This window comes from Haloferax sp. Atlit-109R (assembly GCF_003665865.1).
Classification (GTDB): domain Archaea; phylum Halobacteriota; class Halobacteria; order Halobacteriales; family Haloferacaceae; genus Haloferax; species Haloferax volcanii.
On the sequence record NZ_QPLO01000002.1, the window covers coordinates 31251 to 49042 of the forward strand.

Sequence of the window (17792 nt, forward strand, 5' to 3'; positions counted from 1 at the left end):
CCGCGTTTACATCTGATAGCGGCGCACGTCGTCCCGCGGCGGGGCCTGCGACTGCCCGGTCATCTCGTCGTAGGTCATCCCCGCGAGGTACTCGTCGTAGGTCACGTCGTAGCCCTGCCGGAGGTGGAAGTCGAGCTGGCCGCGGTCGAGTTCCGACTGGAACAGCGCGTGGACCGCCCGGCGGACGAGTTCGTCCGCGTCGTCGGGGTCGAACAGGGCGACGAGCATGGCGAGTTCGTGTCGCGTCTCGCGGTCGAGCGACACGTCGAGGCTGTCTCCGAGGTCTCCGTAAGCCGCGTCAACGTCGTCTGTGAGTTCGTCGAGCGTCATCGCCCGGCGATGGGGCCGTCACGGGGATACGCGTTTCGACCGCGCGGGAAGGACCGCGCTCCGGCATCGCCACGGCTAAACGCCGGCCGTCCCAAGCCGGGGCGATGAGCGACGCGTCGTCCGAACTCCCCGCCGACCTCGACCGCGAAGCAGTCCAGTCCGCGCTCACCGAGTGGTACGAGGCCGACCACCGGGACTTCCCGTGGCGGCGCACCGACGACCCCTACGAGATTCTCGTCTCCGAGGTGATGAGCCAGCAGACCCAACTCGGCCGCGTGGTCGAGGCGTGGGAGGCGTTCCTCGACGAGTGGCCGACGACGGCCGACCTCGCGGCGGCCGACCGCGCCGACGTGGTCGGCTTCTGGACGGACCACCGACTGGGCTACAACAACCGCGCGAAGTACCTCCACGAGGCCGCTCGGCAGGTCGAAGAGGACCACGGCGGCAAGTTCCCCCGGACGCCCGACGGCCTCTCCGAGCTGATGGGCGTCGGCCCCTACACCGCCAACGCGGTCGCCTCCTTCGCGTTCAACAACGGCGACGCGGTGGTCGACACCAACGTCAAGCGGGTGCTGCACCGCGCCTTCGCGGTCCCCGACGACGACGCGGCGTTCGAAGCCGCCGCCTCGGAACTCATGCCCGACGGCGAGTCCCGCGTCTGGAACAACGCCATCATGGAATTGGGGGGCGTGGCCTGCGGGAAGACGCCCACCTGCGACGAGTCCGGCTGTCCGTGGCGGCGGTTCTGCCACGCCTACGAGACCGGCGACTTCACCGCGCCCGACGTGCCGACCCAGCCGAGTTTCGAGGGGAGCAGGCGGCAGTTCCGCGGGCGGGTCGTCAGAGTTCTCGGCGAGTACGACGACCTCGGCCTCTCGGAGTTAGGACCCCGAGTCCGCGTCGACTACGGCGGCGACACGGGTGCGGAGTGGCTCCGCGGCCTCGTGGACGACCTCGAATCCGACGGCCTCGTCGATGTCGCGGAGGGCGACGACGGCGTCCGCGTCTCGCTGGCGAAGTAGCGCCACCTCCGGGCGATTTCCATTACGGCACTTTCAGATAGGCGTCGCCGGCCGCCTGTCGCGTCACGAGTTCACCGACGCCCGAGGGGACCACCTCGACGCCGTCGGCCAGGCGGTCGGCGTCGAACCCGCGGCCGTCGAGGGAGTTCCGACAGGCGCAACAGCGGACGCCGGCCTCGAACAGCGAGTCGAGGCGGTCGCGGACGGGCGAGTCATCGAGAAACAGGAGCGCCGCGTCGCCGTTGGCAAGAAGGGTGACAGTGTCCGTCTCGACCGTCTCGTCGTCGAGCAGGTTTCGGACGTTGCGGATGGCGTGTCGCCAGTCACCGAGGTCGGCGCTGGAGACGTGGAAGACGACGTTCACGGTTGGTTTTCGCCCCCCGGCTCCCTGTGTGTTGCGCCCGTCCGACACGCCCGGAGGCGGCCGACGGGGTTTTCACGCAGTCACGGAGACACAGGATATGACGCAGCCACACGTGGTCGCCATCTGCGGCAGTCTCCGCGACCACAGCTACACCCGACTGGCGCTCGAACACGTCCTCGCAGGCGCGTCCGCCGCCGGCGGAACGACGGAACTCGTGGACCTCCGCGAGTACGACCTCCCGCCGCTCGACGCCGACTTCGACGAGCAGGGCGGCTCGGCCGAACTCGTCCGCGTCGTCGACGGCGCGGACGCGGTCATCCTCGGGACGCCGGTCTACCACGGCTCGTACTCCGGAATCCTCAAGAACGCCCTCGACTACTGCGGCTTCGACGAGTTCGGAGAGAAGACCGTCGGCCTACTCGCCGTCGCCGGTGGTTCCTTCCCCGTGATCGCCCTCGAACATCTCCGGTCGGTCTGCCGGTCGCTGAACTCGTGGGTGCTTCCCCATCAGGTCGCGATTCCCCGCGTCTCCTCGTCGTTCGACGGCGACGACATCACCGACGAGGACCTGCGCGAGCGGGTCGAACGACTCGGCCGCGACGCGGTCGTCTACGCCAACATCGAGCCGGAGCCGCCGACGTTCGAAAGCGGCGAAAACGTCGGCGCTGACGACTGACTCGCCGTCACGGGCCATCCGTCCACCCCGCCTGTCAGCGGCGTCGAACCGCGGAGCCGACCCGTCTCGACGGCTGACCGTCGCGGCAGATGAACAATCGTTTTGACCCTCCTCGTCCCCCTGTCAGGATATGCACGCCATCACGCAGAGCGGATGGATAGAGGTCATCTCCGGCTCTATGTTCTCGGGGAAGACGGAGGAACTCCTCCGACGCCTCCGCCGGGCCGAAATCGCCGGGCAGGAGATTTCGGTGTTCAAGCCCCAACTCGACGACCGCTACGGCGAGACGACGGTCGGCTCGCACGCCGGCCGGTCGTGGGAGGCGAGCGTCGTCCCCTCCGAGGGCGAGGGCGTCTGGCAAATCGCGGAGGAACTCAACGGCGAGGACGTGGTCGCCATCGACGAGGCCAACTTCTTCTCGGCCGAACTGGTCGACGTGTGCGAGGCGCTGGCCGCCGACGGTAAGCGCGTCGTCGTCTCGGGGACCGACCAGACGTTCCGCGCCGAGCCGTTCGACCCGCTTCCGCAACTGATGGCGCTCGCCGAGTACGTCGACAAGCTTCAGGCCATCTGCACCGTCTGCGGTGAGCCGGCGACCCGGAACCAGCGGCTCATCGACGGCGAGCCGGCTCACGTCGACGACCCGACCATCCTCGTCGGCGCGGAGGAGTCCTACGAGGCGCGGTGCCGGAACTGTCATACCCTCCGGCGGGACTAGAGGCTAGCGTGACTACTTGGGTCGAAACCCCACGGGAGGGCCGCGACCGCGGGCTGGCCGGCCTCCTCCGCGCGTGGGTCGCCGTGGTCGCTCGCCCCCGCCAGTTCTTCCGGGACGGCGTCGCTCCCGGCGACCAAGCGCCCGGGCTGGTGTTCGCCATCGCGGTGGCGCTCGTCTATCAGGGCCTCGGGTACGCCCTCGCGCCGGCGACGATTCCGGCCATCGAGGGCGGCCCGCTCGTCTCGGCGCTCGTCGCCCTGCTCGTCGTCGCGCTGTTCGTCGCGCCGGCGTTGCTCCACCTGACGGCGGCCATGCAGACGGCGCTTCTCATCCCGCTTCTGTCCCGCCGCGCGGGGGTGAGCGAGACGGTGCAGGTCATCGCCTACGCCGCCGCGCCCTGTGCCTTCGCCAGCCTCCCGATTCCCGGCGTTCGCGCCCTCTGTGCGGTCTACGGGGCGGTACTCCTCGTCGTCGGCATCAGCGAGGTCCACCAGACGACGGTGCCGAAAGCCGCGGTCGCGGCGGCCGTCCCCGCCGGCGTGGTGTTCGGCTACGCCTTCGGGGGCTTCCGCGCCCTCGGTGAACTCGCCGCCGCGCTCGCGCTCGTCTGAGCCGAACCGGCCCGTATTTCGCCCGCTTCGACCGACCGAGCGGCGATTTCTCGCCCGCGAACGCGCGAATCTTCTCTGAGCGTTTTTCGACAATCGTTTTAGTTAGGGGTTGTTTGCTCAACGCAATGGATTGGATTACGCACGAGGAGGACGTCTGGTTCGAATTCCGGGGCAATAGCCCCCACCAGCTCGTCCCCGGCCGATTTTACAAAGGCACCGTCGACGGCTACGCCGACTTCGGTGTCTTCGTCGACCTCGCTTCGAACGTGACTGGCTTACTGCACCGCAGCGAACTCGACCGCCGCCTCGAATCCCTCGACTGGGAGCCGGGCGACGAGGTGTTCGTTCAGGTGAAGAACGTCCGCGACAACGGCAATATCGACCTCGGCTGGTCGATTCGCCAGTCCGACTCCGAGTTCCGCGGCGCTCGCATCCACGACCCCGACGGCGACGCCGACGGCCAGCCCGTCGAGCAGGAAGCCGAGAGCGGCGGTCCGACGACCGTCAAGACGCGCCCGAAGACGGGCAAGACGACGAAGCCCGCCGGCGTGAGCACGTCGTCCGAGACCGCCGACTCCGAGTCCGACGCAGACTCGCAGTCCGAGCAGGAAGCCGAACCCGAAGCCGAACCCGAGCAGGACGCCGCGTCCGAGCCTGAGTCCGAGTCCGACGCCGGAGACGAGGACCGCGCGCCGACCGCCGGCGACGTCGTCGACGACATCGCCGCAAACGGCGAGTCCGAGCAGGAAGCCGACGCGGAGCCGGAGAGTGAGCCCGAGAGCGACTCGGAGTCCGAAGAGGACGCCGAAGTCGACGCCGAGCAGGAAGTCGAGACCGACGCTGACGACGCCGACGAGGCGGAGCGCGTGACGCTCGCCAGCATCGACGACCGCGTCGGCGACGTGATTCGCGTCGAGGGCGAAATCGCCAGCGTCCGCCAGACCGGCGGCCCGACGGTGTTCGAACTCCGCGACGAGACGGCCATCGCAGACTGCGCGGCGTTCGTCGAGGCCGGCGTCCGCGCGTACCCCGAAGTCGAAGTGGGCGACTACGTCCGCATCGACGGCGAGGTCGAGCGCCGCCGCGGCGAACTCCAAATCGAGACCGAGGAGCTGACGATTCTCGACGGCGACGAGGCCGACACCGTGGCCCAGCGCCTCGCGGACGCCCTCTCGGACGAGGCCCGCCCGGACGCCGTCGCGCCCCTCGCGGCCCACGAGCCGGTCGCCGCCGTCGGCAAGTCGCTGCTCGACGCCGCGGAGGCCATCCGCCGCGCCGTCCTCGAATCGCGCCCCATCGTCGTCCGCCACACGGCCACCGCCGACGGCTACGTCGCCGGCGCGGCCGTCGAGCGCGCCGTGCTCCCGCTCATCCGTGAGGAGCACCCCCGCGACGACGCCGAGTACCACTACTTCACCCGTCGCCCGCTCGAAGAAGCCGTCTACGGCATGGACGCCGCCACGAACGACGTGACGCGGATGCTCGAAGACCGCGACCGCCACGACGAGAAGCTCCCGCTCGTGCTTCTCCTCGGTGCCGGTTCGACCGCCGAGTCCCTCGACGGTCTCGGCCTGCTCGGCGTCTACGGCTCCGAGCGCGTCGTCGTCGACGCCGCGCCCGCCGACGACGAGGTCGCCGCGGAAGTCGACGTGCTCGTCAACCCCGCCCGCGAGGGGGCCGACGCCCGCGACCTCTCGGTTGGTGCGCTCGCCTCCACGCTTTCCGTCGCCGTCAACGACGACGTGCGCGACGACGTGTCGCACCTCCCCGCGGTCAGCTACTGGGAGAACTGCCCACAGCAGTACCTCGACCTCGCGGAATCGCACGGCTTCGACGCCGACCGCGTCCGCGAACTCCGCGAGGCCGTCGCGCTGGAAGCCTACTACCAGTCGTATCAGGACAAGCGCGAACTCATCGCAGACCTGCTGTTCGACGCCGACGAGGGCCTCGCCGGCCACGTCTCCGAGCAGTTCCGCATCAAGCTCGAAGACGAAATCGAGACGGCGCAGGCGAACCTCGAACGCCGCGAGGTCGGTGCCATCTCCGCGGCCGTCCTCGACTCCGACGCTTACAGTCACCGCTTCGACTTCCCGCCGACGGGCCTGCTCGTGGACGAACTCCACCGCCGCACCCGTGAGGGCGACGCCTTCGTGACCGTCGCGCTCGGCATGGACGAACTCTACCTCCGCGCCACGGGCGACCTCGACCTCCGCGCAGTCGTCGAGTCGGCCGCCGAGAAAGCGCCCGCCGCCGGCCTCGCCGCCGCGGGCATCCGCGAAGGTCGCATCGAGTTCCTGACCGGCGCGCGCGACGAGGCGCTCGAAGCCGTCCTCGACGCCGCCGCCGAGCAGTTCTAAGCCGAATCCAGACTCCTCCTCGCGCGGTTCGACGGAGGGCCCTATTCTAGCCTCCCGAGCGACACGCTTATCCACGAAACGACCCGATTCGCGCCCATGAACCGCCACCACGTCGCTGAACGGGAGGTGTGGCCGTGAGCGCCGAGACCGAGACGGAGTCCGAGGCGTTCGAGCGGACCTGCGAGGCGCTCGTCGAGCGCATCCTCGCGGGCGACGTCGACCGCGACGACCTCGAATCGGCAAAGCTCGACGCCTGTTCGGAACACTCCTCGCCGAAAGTCCCGAAGAACGCCGAGATTCTGCAGTACGCCCCGGAGGACCGCCGCGAGGAGGTCAAAGAGGTCGTTCAGCGCAAGCCCGTCCGCACCGCTTCCGGCGTCTCGCCGGTCGCCATCATGACCTCGCCGCACATGTGCCCCCACGGGAAGTGCCTCTACTGTCCCGGCGGGCCAGCCAGCGAGTTCTCCTCGTCGCAGTCGTACACGGGTCACGAGCCCGCGGCCGCCCGCGGCGTCCAGAACGACTACGACCCCTACGGGCAGGTCACGCTCCGCCTCGAACAGCTTCGGCACATCGGCCATCCCGTGGACAAGGTCGAACTCATCTTGATGGGCGGGACGATGACCGCCCGGAGCCACGACTACCAGGAGTGGTTCGTCAAGCGGGCGCTCGAAGCCATGAACGACTACGACCTCGACAAGGAGCCCGAACCGGCCGAAGACCGGTCGTTCAAGCCCGACCCCGAGGATGTCGAGTTCAAGTACATCGAGGACGTCATCGCGGAAAACGAGACGAACGACATCCGCAACATCGGGACGACCTTCGAGACGAAGCCGGATTGGTGCGACCCCGAGCAGATAGACCGGATGCTCGATTTGGGCGCGACGAAGGTCGAAGTCGGCGTCCAGACGACCTACGAGCGCATCAACCGCGAGATGCACCGCGGTCACGGCGTGCAGGCCTCCATCGACGCCAACCGCCGCCTCCGCGACTCGGCGTTCAAGGTCGGCTTCCACATGATGCCCGGTCAGCCGGGCATGACCAAGGAGATGTGTCTGGAGGACTTCCGTCAGCTGTTCGAAAACAGCGACTGGCGGCCCGACTACCTCAAAATCTACCCGACGCTCATCGTCCGCGACACCGTCACCTACGACATGTGGCGGCGCGACGAGTACGAGCCGCTGAACAACGAGGAGGCCGCCGACATCGTCGCGGAGGTCATGGGCATGATTCCGAAGTACACACGCCTCCAGCGCGTCCAGCGGGACATCCCCGCGGACTTCATCGACGCCGGCGTCTGGAAGTCCAACCTCCGGCAACTGGCCGCCCAGCGCGCCGAGGAGCGCGGCATCGTCCAGCGGGACATCCGCGCCCGCGAGGTCGGCATGAACGAGGCCGACCCGGACCCGGAACGCATCGAACTCGACGTGATGACCTACGAGGTCGCCGGCGGGACCGAGCACTTCATCTCGTTCGAAGACCCCGTCGAGGACCTGCTGGTCGGCTTCTGTCGGCTCCGATTCCCCGGCAATCCGGTCCGCCGCGAGCTTCAGGACGCGGCGCTCGTCCGCGAACTCCACGTCTACGGCTCCGAGGCGGGTATCGGTGCCGACGGCGACTGGCAGCACAAGGGCTACGGGAAGAAGCTCCTCGCCCACGCCGAGGAACTGTCCCGCGACGCCGGCTACGACAAGATTTCGGTCATCTCGGGTATCGGCGTCCGGCAGTACTACAAGCAGAAGCTCGGCTACCATCAGGACGGGCCGTACGTGTCGAAGCGGCTGTAGGGAATAGTTGGATTTTTGGTCCAGATTTTTGCGAGACGAGCGAAGCGAGTCTCGGAAAAAGGTGGGACTGGGCCGTACGTGTCGAAGCGGTTGTAGCCGACGAGCGCTCTCCTGCCGATTCTCATTCCTGAGTGTCGCTCCGTCACGCTTTTACTGTCTGACCCATCGCACACGGTAGGATGGCACCACAGGGGGGTGCGGCGGGTTCGGGGCAGGCGGCGACGTGGCTTCAGGACCTCCGCTCGACGCTCGCACAGTTCGTTTCGACAGAAGAGCGACTCGGTATCTCGGCGGCGCTCGTCGCGCTCGCGCTCGGTATCGCGGTCTTTCTCGCGCCGCGGCTCGTCTCGCGGGCGACCGCCGAACTCCGGACGCGGGTGTTGGCCCATCCGCGGGTCCCGGACGCCGTCACCGACGCGGCGTGGCTGTTTCCCGCGACGGTCGTCGTCCGGACGCTCCAACTCGCGGTGTTCGTCGGCGCTGCGCTCTCGCTGTTGCTCCTCTGGGGCTACACCGGCCTCGCCGCGGACCTCACCGAACTGCTCGCCGTCGCGGTGCCGAACGCCGCCAAACTCGGGGCCACGGTCGCGCTGTTCGCCGGGGCGCTCGTCGGGACGAACGTCCTCGAAGAGAAACTGGACTCGTACGCGACCGCATCGGACAACATCAACGCCCACCAGCAGGGCATCGTCTTCCGCGTCCTCCAACTGGTCGTCCTCCTCGCGGTCGGGATGGCGGCGCTCACGGTCTGGCAGGTCAGAATCGGCGGCCTGCTCGTCGGCGCGGGCTTCCTCGGTATCGTGGTCGGGATGGCCGCGCGACAGACCCTCGGGTCGCTCATCGCGGGCTTCGTGCTGATGTTCTCCCGACCGTTCGAACTGGGTGACTGGGTCGAAATCGACGACGCCGAGGGCATCGTCACCGACATCACCATCATCAACACCCGCCTGAGCAACGCCGACGGCGAGACGGTCGTCTTCCCAAACGACCGCGTGACCAACGCGAAGATAACGAACCGGACGAAGCGCAACCGCCTCCGGCTCCGCCTCGACGTGGGCATCGACTACGAGGCCGACATCGAACGCGCCGAGTCGGTGGCCGAGGAGGCGCTTTCCGACCTCAAGTTCGTCGAGGGGGTACCGAAGCCGCAGGTGATGCCGACGACGTTCGGTGACTCCGCCATCGGCCTCCAACTGCGTTTTTGGATTACGAGCCCCTCGGCCCCGCGCCGTGCGCAGGCGAAAGCCGAGGTGCTTCGGAGCGTGAAACTCGCCTTCGACCGCGAGGGAATCAAGATACCCTACCCGCAGCGCGAGCTGCTCGCCCGCGAGGAGGCCGACGGCTTCCAGTTACGGGAGGACCGCCGCAGTCAGCCGGTCGAGACGTCGGTTTCGGAGGATTAGGCGTCGTTACAGCGACTTCCGCATCTCGACGTGCGGGATGCCGGCCTCGTCGAACTCGTCGCTCGTCGTCTCGTAGCCGAGGCCGCGGTAGAACCCCTCGGCGGTCGTCTGCCCGTGGAGGAGAAGCGAGTCGAAGCCGCGCTCGCGCGCCTCGGCTTCGAGCGCCTCCATGAGTCGCCGCCCCCAGCCCTCGCCGCGGGCCGATTCGAGGACGGCGACGCGCTCGACTTTGCCGACGCCGGGTTCGTACTCGCGCAGTCGGGCCGCGCCGACCGCGTCGCCGTCGCGGGAGGCGACGAAGTGGACCGCCTCGGCGTCGGGGTCGTCGTGTTCGTCCCACTCCAGTTCCTCGTCGACGCCCTGTTCGTCCACGAAGACGGCCTTGCGGACGCCGAAGGCGTCGTCGCGTTCTGCGTCGCCGGTGGCGACGCGAACGTCACTGTTGGTCATCGTCGGACGTTTCGTGGGGCGCTACCTGACGATTTCGGAGCGGCCGCGCGAACTGACGCCCGACCGGGGTGCGTCACACTGGGACGGTCAGTCTGCCGACGACACGATATCCCGGAGCCCGTCTGCCGACCGTGCCCACACCCCGTCGTCGAAGTCGACTGCGTCGTTCCACTTCGCGACGACGCTCGAGACGGCCAAATCGCCGGTGACGTTGTTCATCGTCGCGATTCGACCGAGAATCGGGTCGACACCGGCGACGAACCCGACGACCTCCAGCGGCAGCCCCACCTGCGTGAGGACGACAGTCAACATCACGAGCCCCGCACCGGGGACGCCCGCGGTCCCGATGCTAATCAACACCGCCACCAGAAGGACGAGCACCTGCTCGGAGAGCACGAGCGGTTGTCCGACGACGTTTGCGGCGAACACGACGGTTATCGCCTGTCGTATCGCAGCCCCGTCCATATTTGCGGTTGCTCCGACCGGGAGCGCAAACGAGTAGACACGCTCGTCGATTCGAAGGTCCTCCTCTGCGTTCTGCATCGTGACGGGGAGCGTCCCGCTCGACGAACGGGTGGCGAACGCCGTCACCATCGCGTCTTTCGCGCCGGCGAGGAACGCGACCGGCGAGACGTTCATCACCAGTCCCATCAGCAAGAACAGATACGTGATGACGATGTGCGCGACGACGGCGACAGCGACGGCCAGCACCAACTCACCGAGCGAGGAGAACACGCCGATGCCCTCGGTGCCGATACCGGACGCCATCAGCGCGAAGATACCGACGACACCGTATTCGAGGACACCGCGGACGATGACGAACAGCGCTTCCGTGCCGACTTCGAAGGCAGCGAAAATCGAATCGACAGTCTCGGCGAGGTCATCCTGCCGTGCTCGGACGTACGTGAGCGCGATGCCGAAGGTGATGACGAAGAAGACTGTCGCCAACAGGTTCCCCTCGGCCAGCGCAGTCACGGGGTTACTGGGGACGATTCCCAGGAGAACGTCTGTCAGCGACGGTGGCGCTTGCGATCTGGCTTCCGCATCGAGAAACTCGACTCCTCGCCCCGGTTGCAGGATGTTCGCGACGGCGAGGCCGATGAGACCGGCGATGGTCGTCGTCACCGCGTAGAGCCCGACCGTCGAGCCGCCGATTTTCCCCAGCTGAGCGGGCGAAAGTTGGCGAATCCCCGAGAGAAGTGTGAAGACGATGATGGGGATGATGAGCATGTTGAGCAACCGGATGAACAGCTCGCCCAACGGGCTGACCACGGCCATCCGTTCCCCGAAGAGGATACCCGCCGCCGACCCGGCGACGAACGCAACGAAGATACGATAGATGAGTGGGACCGAGCGATACTCGTCCCACACGGTTCGTACTGTCCCGAACATACCCCAGCAACGGCTTCCCTTTTCAAAAACGCAGTTCTCCCCATCGCTCCTGCGCCTATCTACAACGGTCACCGACCGTCGCGTTACTGCCCGTACACTGACGTTTCAGGGGCGAGACCGCCGATAGACGGGTGGTTCCGCGTCGGCCCGGTTCGCATCGAAACCTCCACCGTCGGTATCGGATACGACTACGCTTCGTAGCTATGCACAAAATTTGCTGCTTCGCCCGGCGATTCGCTGGGGGGAGCACCCAGTACGCGACCCCGTCGGACCGTGACACCACCGCCAGTCACGTCGCCGCGTCGGTGGTCCCACCGGACGGCCGACGGTCGCCGGTCCGTCCGCCGAGCGCCCAGCCGAGTCGGTAGACGAGCGACCCGGTTGCGAGCGTCACCAGCACCCAGACGACGAGCAGCACGCCGACGAACAGGACGCCGTAGCCGCCGACGGGGACCATCGGAAGCGCGAACGCCGTGGGTGCGGCGACGATGGCGAGCGACAGCAAACGCGTGCTCCCGCCGCGCCGGGCCGCGTAGCCGAGGGGCAGAAACAACACGATGGCGGTTGCCAACGCGAACGCGCTGAACGAGACCCACGGGTTCGCCCCCGGCATCGAAATCGCGGTGGCGACCGCGAGCGCGACCTGCGGGCCGACGGCGGCGGCGACGAGGCGGCGGAACCCGAGCGCCTCGGGGCGGGCCGCCGAGACGACGCCGAGCGCGACCAGTTGGAGGGCGAGGAGCCACGCCACCGCGGCGGCGCTCCCGGAGAAGGCTTGGACGACGAGGAGACAGAGCCCCCACATGACACCGAGTGCCGCGACGGGGGGTCCGAAGCGCCGCGCGCCGCGCTCGTCGTCGAACCGGCGGTCGAACTGCCGGACGAGGAGCACGCCGACGATGAGCACGAGCGTCGGGACGACCGCGACCCACGCGAGGTTCGTGAGGACGCCGGGGCCGGAGTCGGCGGCGAGGCTGGCGTAGGCCGCGGCCGTGGTGGCAAGCCCCGCGTCGGGGCCGAACGTGAGGTACGTCTGGCTCCCGATGCTCGACGCGCCCTCGTCGGCGGCGCTCCAGACGGCGGCCGTCCCGTTGGTCCGCGTCTCGGCGGGCGCGGTGAGGAGCGACGACCCCTCGGGACCGGTCACAGTGAACCGGTCGGCGTCGACGTAGACGGTGCCCCTGACCCCGTCGTCGTGGAAGTAGTCCACGACCAGCACGTCGCCGTAGCCGCGGGACGCCATCTCGGGCACCTCGAAGGTCACGACCGCGGTGTCGCCGTCCATCCGGGTTTCGAGGCGTCTGCGGTCGTCGGTGAACACGCGGTAGTCGTCGAACGTCCCGCGGACGACGCGGTCGAGTTGTTCGGGGTTCTCGCGGAACGTCGCGGCCGAGTCGTCGTCGAGTTCGACGCGGGCGGTCCACGTCCCGCTCCGGTCGTCGTTGACGCGGACTCGGAGCGTGCTCGATTCGACCGTGAGCGGGACGCCGGCGGCGTCGCCCGCTTCTTCGAACGCCTCGCCGCAGACGCCGCAGACGGCCTCTGGCGGGGGTCGCGCTTCGGCCGGGGCGTTTCCGACGGGGAGTCCGGCCAGCGCGACGAGGAGGGCGAGGGTGACGAGCGCGAGGGTGCGAGAGCGCATTCACCGACAATATTCAGGGTTATTGATAAGTATCTTCTCCCCGAGTCGGGGAGGCGTCGCATTCGCGGAAACGACACCCCTTTTCGTTCGCCGCCAAAAAGCGAGTCCATGGATCCGAAGCGGGAACTCACGAGCGTCGACCTCGCGGCCCTCGTCACCGAGTTGAACCGGTACGAGGGCGCGAAGGTCGACAAGGCGTACCTCTACGGCGACGACCTGCTTCGCCTCAAGATGCGGGACTTCGACCGCGGACGGCTCGAACTCCTCCTCGAAGTGGGCGAGATAAAGCGCGCGCACCTCGCCGCACAGGAGCACGTACCGGACGCCCCCGGTCGGCCGCCGAACTTCGCGATGATGCTCAGAAACCGGCTCAGCGGGGCCGACTTCGCGGGCGTCGAGCAGTACGAGTTCGACCGCATCCTCACGTTCACGTTCGAGCGGGGCGACGAGAACACGAAACTCGTCGTCGAGCTGTTCGGACAGGGCAACATCGCGGTGCTCGACGAGACGGGCGAAGTCGTCCGCAGTCTGGAGACGGTGCGACTCAAGTCGCGGACGGTCGCGCCGGGGTCGCAGTACGAGTACCCCGCTTCGCGGCTCGACCCCCTCACCGTCAGCCGCGACGCCCTCGGCCGGAACATGGAGCAGTCCGACACCGACGTGGTGCGGACGCTCGCCACCCAGTTGAACCTCGGCGGCCTCTACGCCGAGGAGCTGTGTACCCGCGCCGGCGTGGAGAAGACCCTCGACATCGCCGACGCCACCGACGACGACTACGACGACATCTACGACGCCATCGTCGACCTCCGCGAGCAGGTGCGCGCCGGGGAGTTCGACCCGCGGCTCTACCTCGACGACGACGGCGAAGTCGTGGACGTGACGCCCTTCCCGCTGCGCGAACACCAGAACGCCGGGCTCGACGAGGAGGCCTACGACACGTTCAACGACGCGCTCGACGAGTACTTCTTCCGGCTCGATTTGACCGCCGACGAGCAGGAGGCGACCTCCGACCGCCCGGACTTCGAGGAGCAAATCGCCAAACAGCAGCGCATCATCGACCAGCAGGAGGGCGCAATCGAGGGCTTCGAACAGCAGGCCCAAGACGAGCGCGAGCGCGCCGAACTGCTGTACGCCAACTACGACCTCGTCGACGACGTGCTGTCGACCGTCCGCGGCGCGCGCGAGGAGGGCGTCCCGTGGGACGACATCGCCGCGACGCTGGAAGAGGGTGCCGAACAGGGCATCCCCGAGGCCGAGGCCGTCACGAACGTCGACGGCGCGAACGGCACGGTCACCGTCGACCTCGACGACGCGACCGTCACCCTCGACGTGTCGATGGGCGTCGAGAAGAACGCAGACCGCCTCTACACCGAGGCAAAACGCATCGAGGAGAAAAAGGAGGGCGCGCTGGCGGCCATCGAGGACACCCGCGAGGAGTTAGCGGCCGTAAAGAAGCGCCGCGACGAGTGGGAGGCCGACGACGGCGACGACGACGAAGACGACGAGGACGAAGAACCCGAGGAGACCGACTGGCTCGCGCTCGACTCGGTGCCCGTCAAGTCCACGGAACACTGGTTCGAGCGGTTCCGTTGGTTCCACACCTCCACGGGCTACCTCGTCGTCGGCGGCCGCAACGCCGACCAAAACGAGGAGTTAGTGAAGAAGTACATGAGCAAGCACGACCGCTTCTTCCACACGCAGGCCCACGGGGGGCCGGTCACGCTCCTGAAGGCGACGGGGCCGAGCGAGCCCGCCCAAGCGGTCGACTTCTCCGAGGAGACGCTCCGCGAGGCCGCGCAGTTCGCCGTCTCGTACTCCTCCATCTGGAAGGAGGGCCGCTTCGCCGACGACGCCTACATGGTCGAGCCGTCGCAGGTGTCGAAGACGCCCGAATCCGGCGAGTACATCGAAAAGGGGAGCTTCGTCGTCCGCGGCGACCGCGAGTACTTCGAGGACGTGCCCGCGAAGGTCGCGGTCGGCATCCAGTGCGAAGACGAGACGCGCGTCATCGGCGGCCCGCCGTCGGCAATCGAGACGCGCGCGGAGACGACGCTGACGCTCACCCCGGGGCAGTACGCCCAGAACGACGCCGCGAAACTGTGTTATCGTCGGCTCCGCGAGCGCTTCGCAGACAAGTCGTTCGTCAGAAAAATCGCGTCACCCGACCAGATTCAGGAGTTCCTCCCGCCGGGCGGGAGCGATATCGTCGACGAGTGAACGTCGCCGCCGCCTTCGGGTAATCGGGCGTTAGACGGCTTAATAGTCAATTATTCGGATACCTCGGGTACAAGATTATATACTTTCTCGTCGTAATGTTGCATCGAGCGCGCGTGTCAACCCGCGGTTCTCACGCGGCCGAACGGCCGGTGAGTGGGTGGTGGCGCTCGGTGAAACATCATGATTTCAGAATCACTCAATTACCTTCGAAACGGTGAGGACTGGGTAAAGACGGTCCTCATCGGCGGCGTCCTCGGCCTGTTGAGCGTCCTCATCGTCCCGACGTTCCTCGTCATCGGCTATCTCCTTCGGGTCGTTCGCGCGACCATGAAGGGCGACGAGGAGCCCCCGGTGTTCGACGACTGGGGTGAGATGGCGATAGACGGCGTGAAAGGCTTCGCAATCGCGTTCGTCTACGCGCTCGTCCCGGCCATCATCGCGGGCGTGTTCGGCTTCGCCGGCATCGTCGGCGCGGCGGCCGGCGGCTCCGACGCCGCGGGCGCGGTCGGCGGCATCGTGGCGCTCGTGGGCCTCCTGCTCGCGTTCGTCCTCGGCCTGCTCGCCGCGTACCTCATCCCGGCGGCGCTGTCGAACTACGCCGAGACCGACCGCATGGGCGCGGCGTTCGACATCGGCACGCTCCGGCCCATCCTGACCTCGGGCAAGTACGCCACCGCGTGGCTCATGTCCTTCGCGGTGCTGTTCGCGTCGTCTATCGTGGTCGGCGTCCTGAACGTCATCCCGCTTCTCGGCTTCGTCGTCGGGGCGTTCGTGACGTTCTACGCGGCCGTCGCCGCCTACTACATCATCGGCAAGACGTGGGGCGAACTCCACGAGGTCGAGATGATGGACGAAGGCCAGACGCCGGGCGAGCAGCCCGCCGTCTGAACTATCAGCGAGAATTCGAATTTTCGACGGAATATCTAAGCCGATAGCGCCGCGACACCCCAACGGTATGCTCTCCGACGCGCTGTGGTTTCTCAAACGAAGCGACGATTGGGTTGCGACGACCATTATCGGCGGGGTTCTCTGGCTGCTCTCTGTGTTGATATTCCCAGGGATTATCCTCCAAGGCTACTTCGTCAGGGCGATGCGGGCGGCCGCGAACGGCGAGCGGGCCGCGCCCTCGTTCACGGACTGGGGCGAACTGTTCGTCGACGGCCTGAAGCTGTTCGTGGTGACGTTCGTCTGGGCGTTAGTGGCCATCGTCCCGGCGATACTCCTCTCGGTCATCATCGGCATCGGCACGTTCACCGTCTCCGAGGCGGCGACGGGGAGTGCGGCGGCGTCCTCCGCTGGCGGCGTCGGGCTCGGTATCGCCTCGCTCGTCCTCGGCCTCCTCGTGTTCGTGCTCGGACTCCTCGCGGCCTACATCGGGCCGGCCGCCGGAGCGAACTTCGCCATCGAAGGCAACCTCGGGGCCGGCTTCGACGTGCGCACTATCCTCTCCGGCGCGTTCACCGGCGAGTACGCCGTCGCGTGGTTGCTCGCGCTCGTCGTCACGGTCGTGCTCGGCTTCATCGGTGGTCTCCTCTCGGCCATCGTCGTCGGCTTCTTCGTCCTGTTCTACGTGCAGGTGATGACGTACTACCTGTGGGCGCGCGGCTTCGCCGACGCCACCGGTAAGGGCCGGCAGTCGACCGGATGGTAGGGTAGCTCGGTTGCGATTGCGGGGGCCCGCGATAGCAGGACTCTTTTCCGTTCCCCGACGACCGGACGTGTATGCGCATTTCGAGCCGCGGTCGCGGCGAGGAGGGGCGCGAGCGAATCACGCTCGTCCCCGAGAACGTCGACGACCTCTGGCACCTCTCGTACGTCCTCGAACCGGGTGACCTCGTCTCCGGCGACACCACCCGCCGCATCCAGCGCGACGACGAGCAGATGCGGGACACCGGCGGCGAGCGCGAGCACCTCAACGTCACCATCGAGGTCGACGACGTGGAGTTCGCCCGCTTCGCCAACCGCCTGCGCGTCGGCGGCGTCATCGTCTCCTGTTCCCGCGAGGACCAACTCGGCCACCACCACACCCTCAACGTCGAGGAGCGTGCCGAGATAACCATCGAGAAACAGTTCAAGGCCGACCAGATAGACCGCATCGAGACGGCCGAACAGGCCGCGGAAAACCCCGACGTGGCCATCGCCACCGTCGAGGAGGGCGCGGCCTACATCCACACCGTCGCCCAGTACGGCACCGAGGAGTACGCCTCGCTCACGAAGCCGACGGGGAAAGGCGAGTACGCCCGCCCGCGGTCCGAACTGTTCGACGAACTCGGGTCCGCGCTGTCGCACCTCGAGGTGGACGCCATCATCCTCGCCGGGCCGGGCTTCACGAAGAACGACGCGATGGACTACTTCGAGAACAACTTCCCCGCGGTCGCGGAGACCATCGTCACGACCGTCGACACCGCCGGCGTCGGCGACCGCGGCGTCCACGAGGTGCTCAAGCGCGGCGCGGTCGACGACGTGCAGAAACAGACCCGCATCGCCGAGGAGGCCAACCTCATCGACGAACTGATGGAGAACATCTCGACGGGCGCGAAGGCGGCCTACGGCGTCGAACAGGTCGCGGAGGCCGCGGAGTTCGGCGCGGTCGAACACCTGCTGCTTCTGGACTCGCGGCTCCGCGCGGAGCGACAGGGCGACGGCGACTGGGACGTTGACGTCAACGACATCATCGACTCGGTCGAACAGAAGGGCGGCGAGGTCACCGTGTTCTCCGCGGAGTTCCAGCCCGGCGAGCAGTTGAAGAACCTCGGGGGCATCGCGGCGGTCCTCCGGTACCGATTGCAGTAGCCGCACGCCGGAGAATGTGACCGGCCCGCG

General features: G+C 67.6%; 16 protein-coding genes. 11 read left to right on the forward strand and 5 right to left on the reverse strand.

Annotated elements, in window-relative coordinates; translation table 11 throughout:
- Nucleotides 1-6 precede the first annotated feature (6 nt).
- Nucleotides 7-330, reverse strand: coding sequence for a hypothetical protein (locus DVK03_RS08745; protein WP_004044715.1), 324 nt, complete (start codon nucleotides 328-330; stop codon nucleotides 7-9).
- A 104-nt stretch (nucleotides 331-434) separates the two neighbouring features.
- Between DVK03_RS08745 and DVK03_RS08750 the strand changes: the two genes are divergently transcribed.
- A complete protein-coding gene (locus tag DVK03_RS08750; protein WP_115802750.1) occupies nucleotides 435-1352 on the forward strand; it encodes an A/G-specific adenine glycosylase in 918 nt (305 codons plus the stop codon).
- Between the two features lie 22 nt (nucleotides 1353-1374).
- On the opposite strand, the gene DVK03_RS08755 is transcribed toward DVK03_RS08750, so the two are convergent.
- A complete protein-coding gene (locus DVK03_RS08755; protein ID WP_004044711.1) occupies nucleotides 1375-1716 on the reverse strand; it encodes a DsrE family protein in 342 nt (113 codons plus the stop codon).
- Between the two features lie 97 nt (nucleotides 1717-1813).
- Between DVK03_RS08755 and DVK03_RS08760 the strand changes: the two genes are divergently transcribed.
- From DVK03_RS08760 to DVK03_RS08785, 6 genes are all read left to right on the forward strand, one after another.
- Nucleotides 1814-2392 (forward strand): NADPH-dependent FMN reductase, encoded by a 579-nt coding sequence (locus DVK03_RS08760; protein ID WP_004061201.1) that lies wholly within the window; start codon nucleotides 1814-1816, stop codon nucleotides 2390-2392.
- Between the two features lie 130 nt (nucleotides 2393-2522).
- Nucleotides 2523-3110, forward strand: coding sequence for a thymidine kinase (locus tag DVK03_RS08765; RefSeq protein WP_004061202.1), 588 nt, complete (start codon nucleotides 2523-2525; stop codon nucleotides 3108-3110).
- Between the two features lie 83 nt (nucleotides 3111-3193).
- Entirely contained in the window at nucleotides 3194-3721 is a 528-nt protein-coding gene (locus DVK03_RS08770) for a YIP1 family protein (RefSeq protein ID WP_004061204.1), read from the forward strand.
- Nucleotides 3722-3846: 125 nt separating this feature from the next.
- Nucleotides 3847-6078 (forward strand): DHH family phosphoesterase, encoded by a 2232-nt coding sequence (locus DVK03_RS08775; RefSeq protein ID WP_115802751.1) that lies wholly within the window; start codon nucleotides 3847-3849, stop codon nucleotides 6076-6078.
- Between the two features lie 128 nt (nucleotides 6079-6206).
- Complete coding sequence (locus tag DVK03_RS08780) at nucleotides 6207-7865, forward strand: tRNA uridine(34) 5-carboxymethylaminomethyl modification radical SAM/GNAT enzyme Elp3 (RefSeq protein WP_115802752.1); 1659 nt, start codon at nucleotides 6207-6209, stop codon at nucleotides 7863-7865.
- A gap of 179 nt (nucleotides 7866-8044) precedes the next feature.
- Nucleotides 8045-9268, forward strand: coding sequence for a mechanosensitive ion channel family protein (locus tag DVK03_RS08785; protein ID WP_004061225.1), 1224 nt, complete (start codon nucleotides 8045-8047; stop codon nucleotides 9266-9268).
- 6 nt (nucleotides 9269-9274) lie between these two features.
- On the opposite strand, the gene DVK03_RS08790 is transcribed toward DVK03_RS08785, so the two are convergent.
- From DVK03_RS08790 to DVK03_RS08800, 3 genes are all read right to left on the reverse strand, one after another.
- Nucleotides 9275-9718 carry a GNAT family N-acetyltransferase gene (locus DVK03_RS08790; protein WP_004061227.1) on the reverse strand — a complete coding sequence of 148 codons (444 nt, stop codon included), beginning with the start codon at nucleotides 9716-9718 and terminating at the stop codon, nucleotides 9275-9277.
- A gap of 87 nt (nucleotides 9719-9805) precedes the next feature.
- The gene (locus DVK03_RS08795; protein WP_013035604.1) at nucleotides 9806-11110 is read right to left on the reverse strand and encodes a dicarboxylate/amino acid:cation symporter; all 1305 of its coding nucleotides are present in this window, start codon (nucleotides 11108-11110) and stop codon (nucleotides 9806-9808) included.
- 289 nt (nucleotides 11111-11399) lie between these two features.
- Nucleotides 11400-12752, reverse strand: a complete 1353-nt coding sequence (locus DVK03_RS08800; RefSeq protein WP_115802753.1) for a hypothetical protein — start codon at nucleotides 12750-12752, stop codon at nucleotides 11400-11402.
- Nucleotides 12753-12860: 108 nt separating this feature from the next.
- Between DVK03_RS08800 and rqcH the strand changes: the two genes are divergently transcribed.
- The 4 genes from rqcH (at nucleotide 12861) to DVK03_RS08820 (ending at nucleotide 17762) form a co-directional block, all read left to right on the forward strand.
- The gene (gene rqcH, locus DVK03_RS08805; protein WP_115802754.1) at nucleotides 12861-14969 is read left to right on the forward strand and encodes a ribosome rescue protein RqcH; all 2109 of its coding nucleotides are present in this window, start codon (nucleotides 12861-12863) and stop codon (nucleotides 14967-14969) included.
- A gap of 180 nt (nucleotides 14970-15149) precedes the next feature.
- On the forward strand, nucleotides 15150-15857 hold the full coding sequence (locus DVK03_RS08810) for a DUF4013 domain-containing protein (protein ID WP_006601571.1): 708 nt from the start codon (nucleotides 15150-15152) through the stop codon (nucleotides 15855-15857).
- Nucleotides 15858-15924: 67 nt separating this feature from the next.
- Nucleotides 15925-16620 (forward strand): DUF4013 domain-containing protein, encoded by a 696-nt coding sequence (locus DVK03_RS08815; protein WP_008605286.1) that lies wholly within the window; start codon nucleotides 15925-15927, stop codon nucleotides 16618-16620.
- A 71-nt stretch (nucleotides 16621-16691) separates the two neighbouring features.
- On the forward strand, nucleotides 16692-17762 hold the full coding sequence (locus DVK03_RS08820; RefSeq protein ID WP_115802755.1) for an mRNA surveillance protein pelota: 1071 nt from the start codon (nucleotides 16692-16694) through the stop codon (nucleotides 17760-17762).
- The last annotated feature ends 30 nt before the right edge of the window (nucleotides 17763-17792 follow it).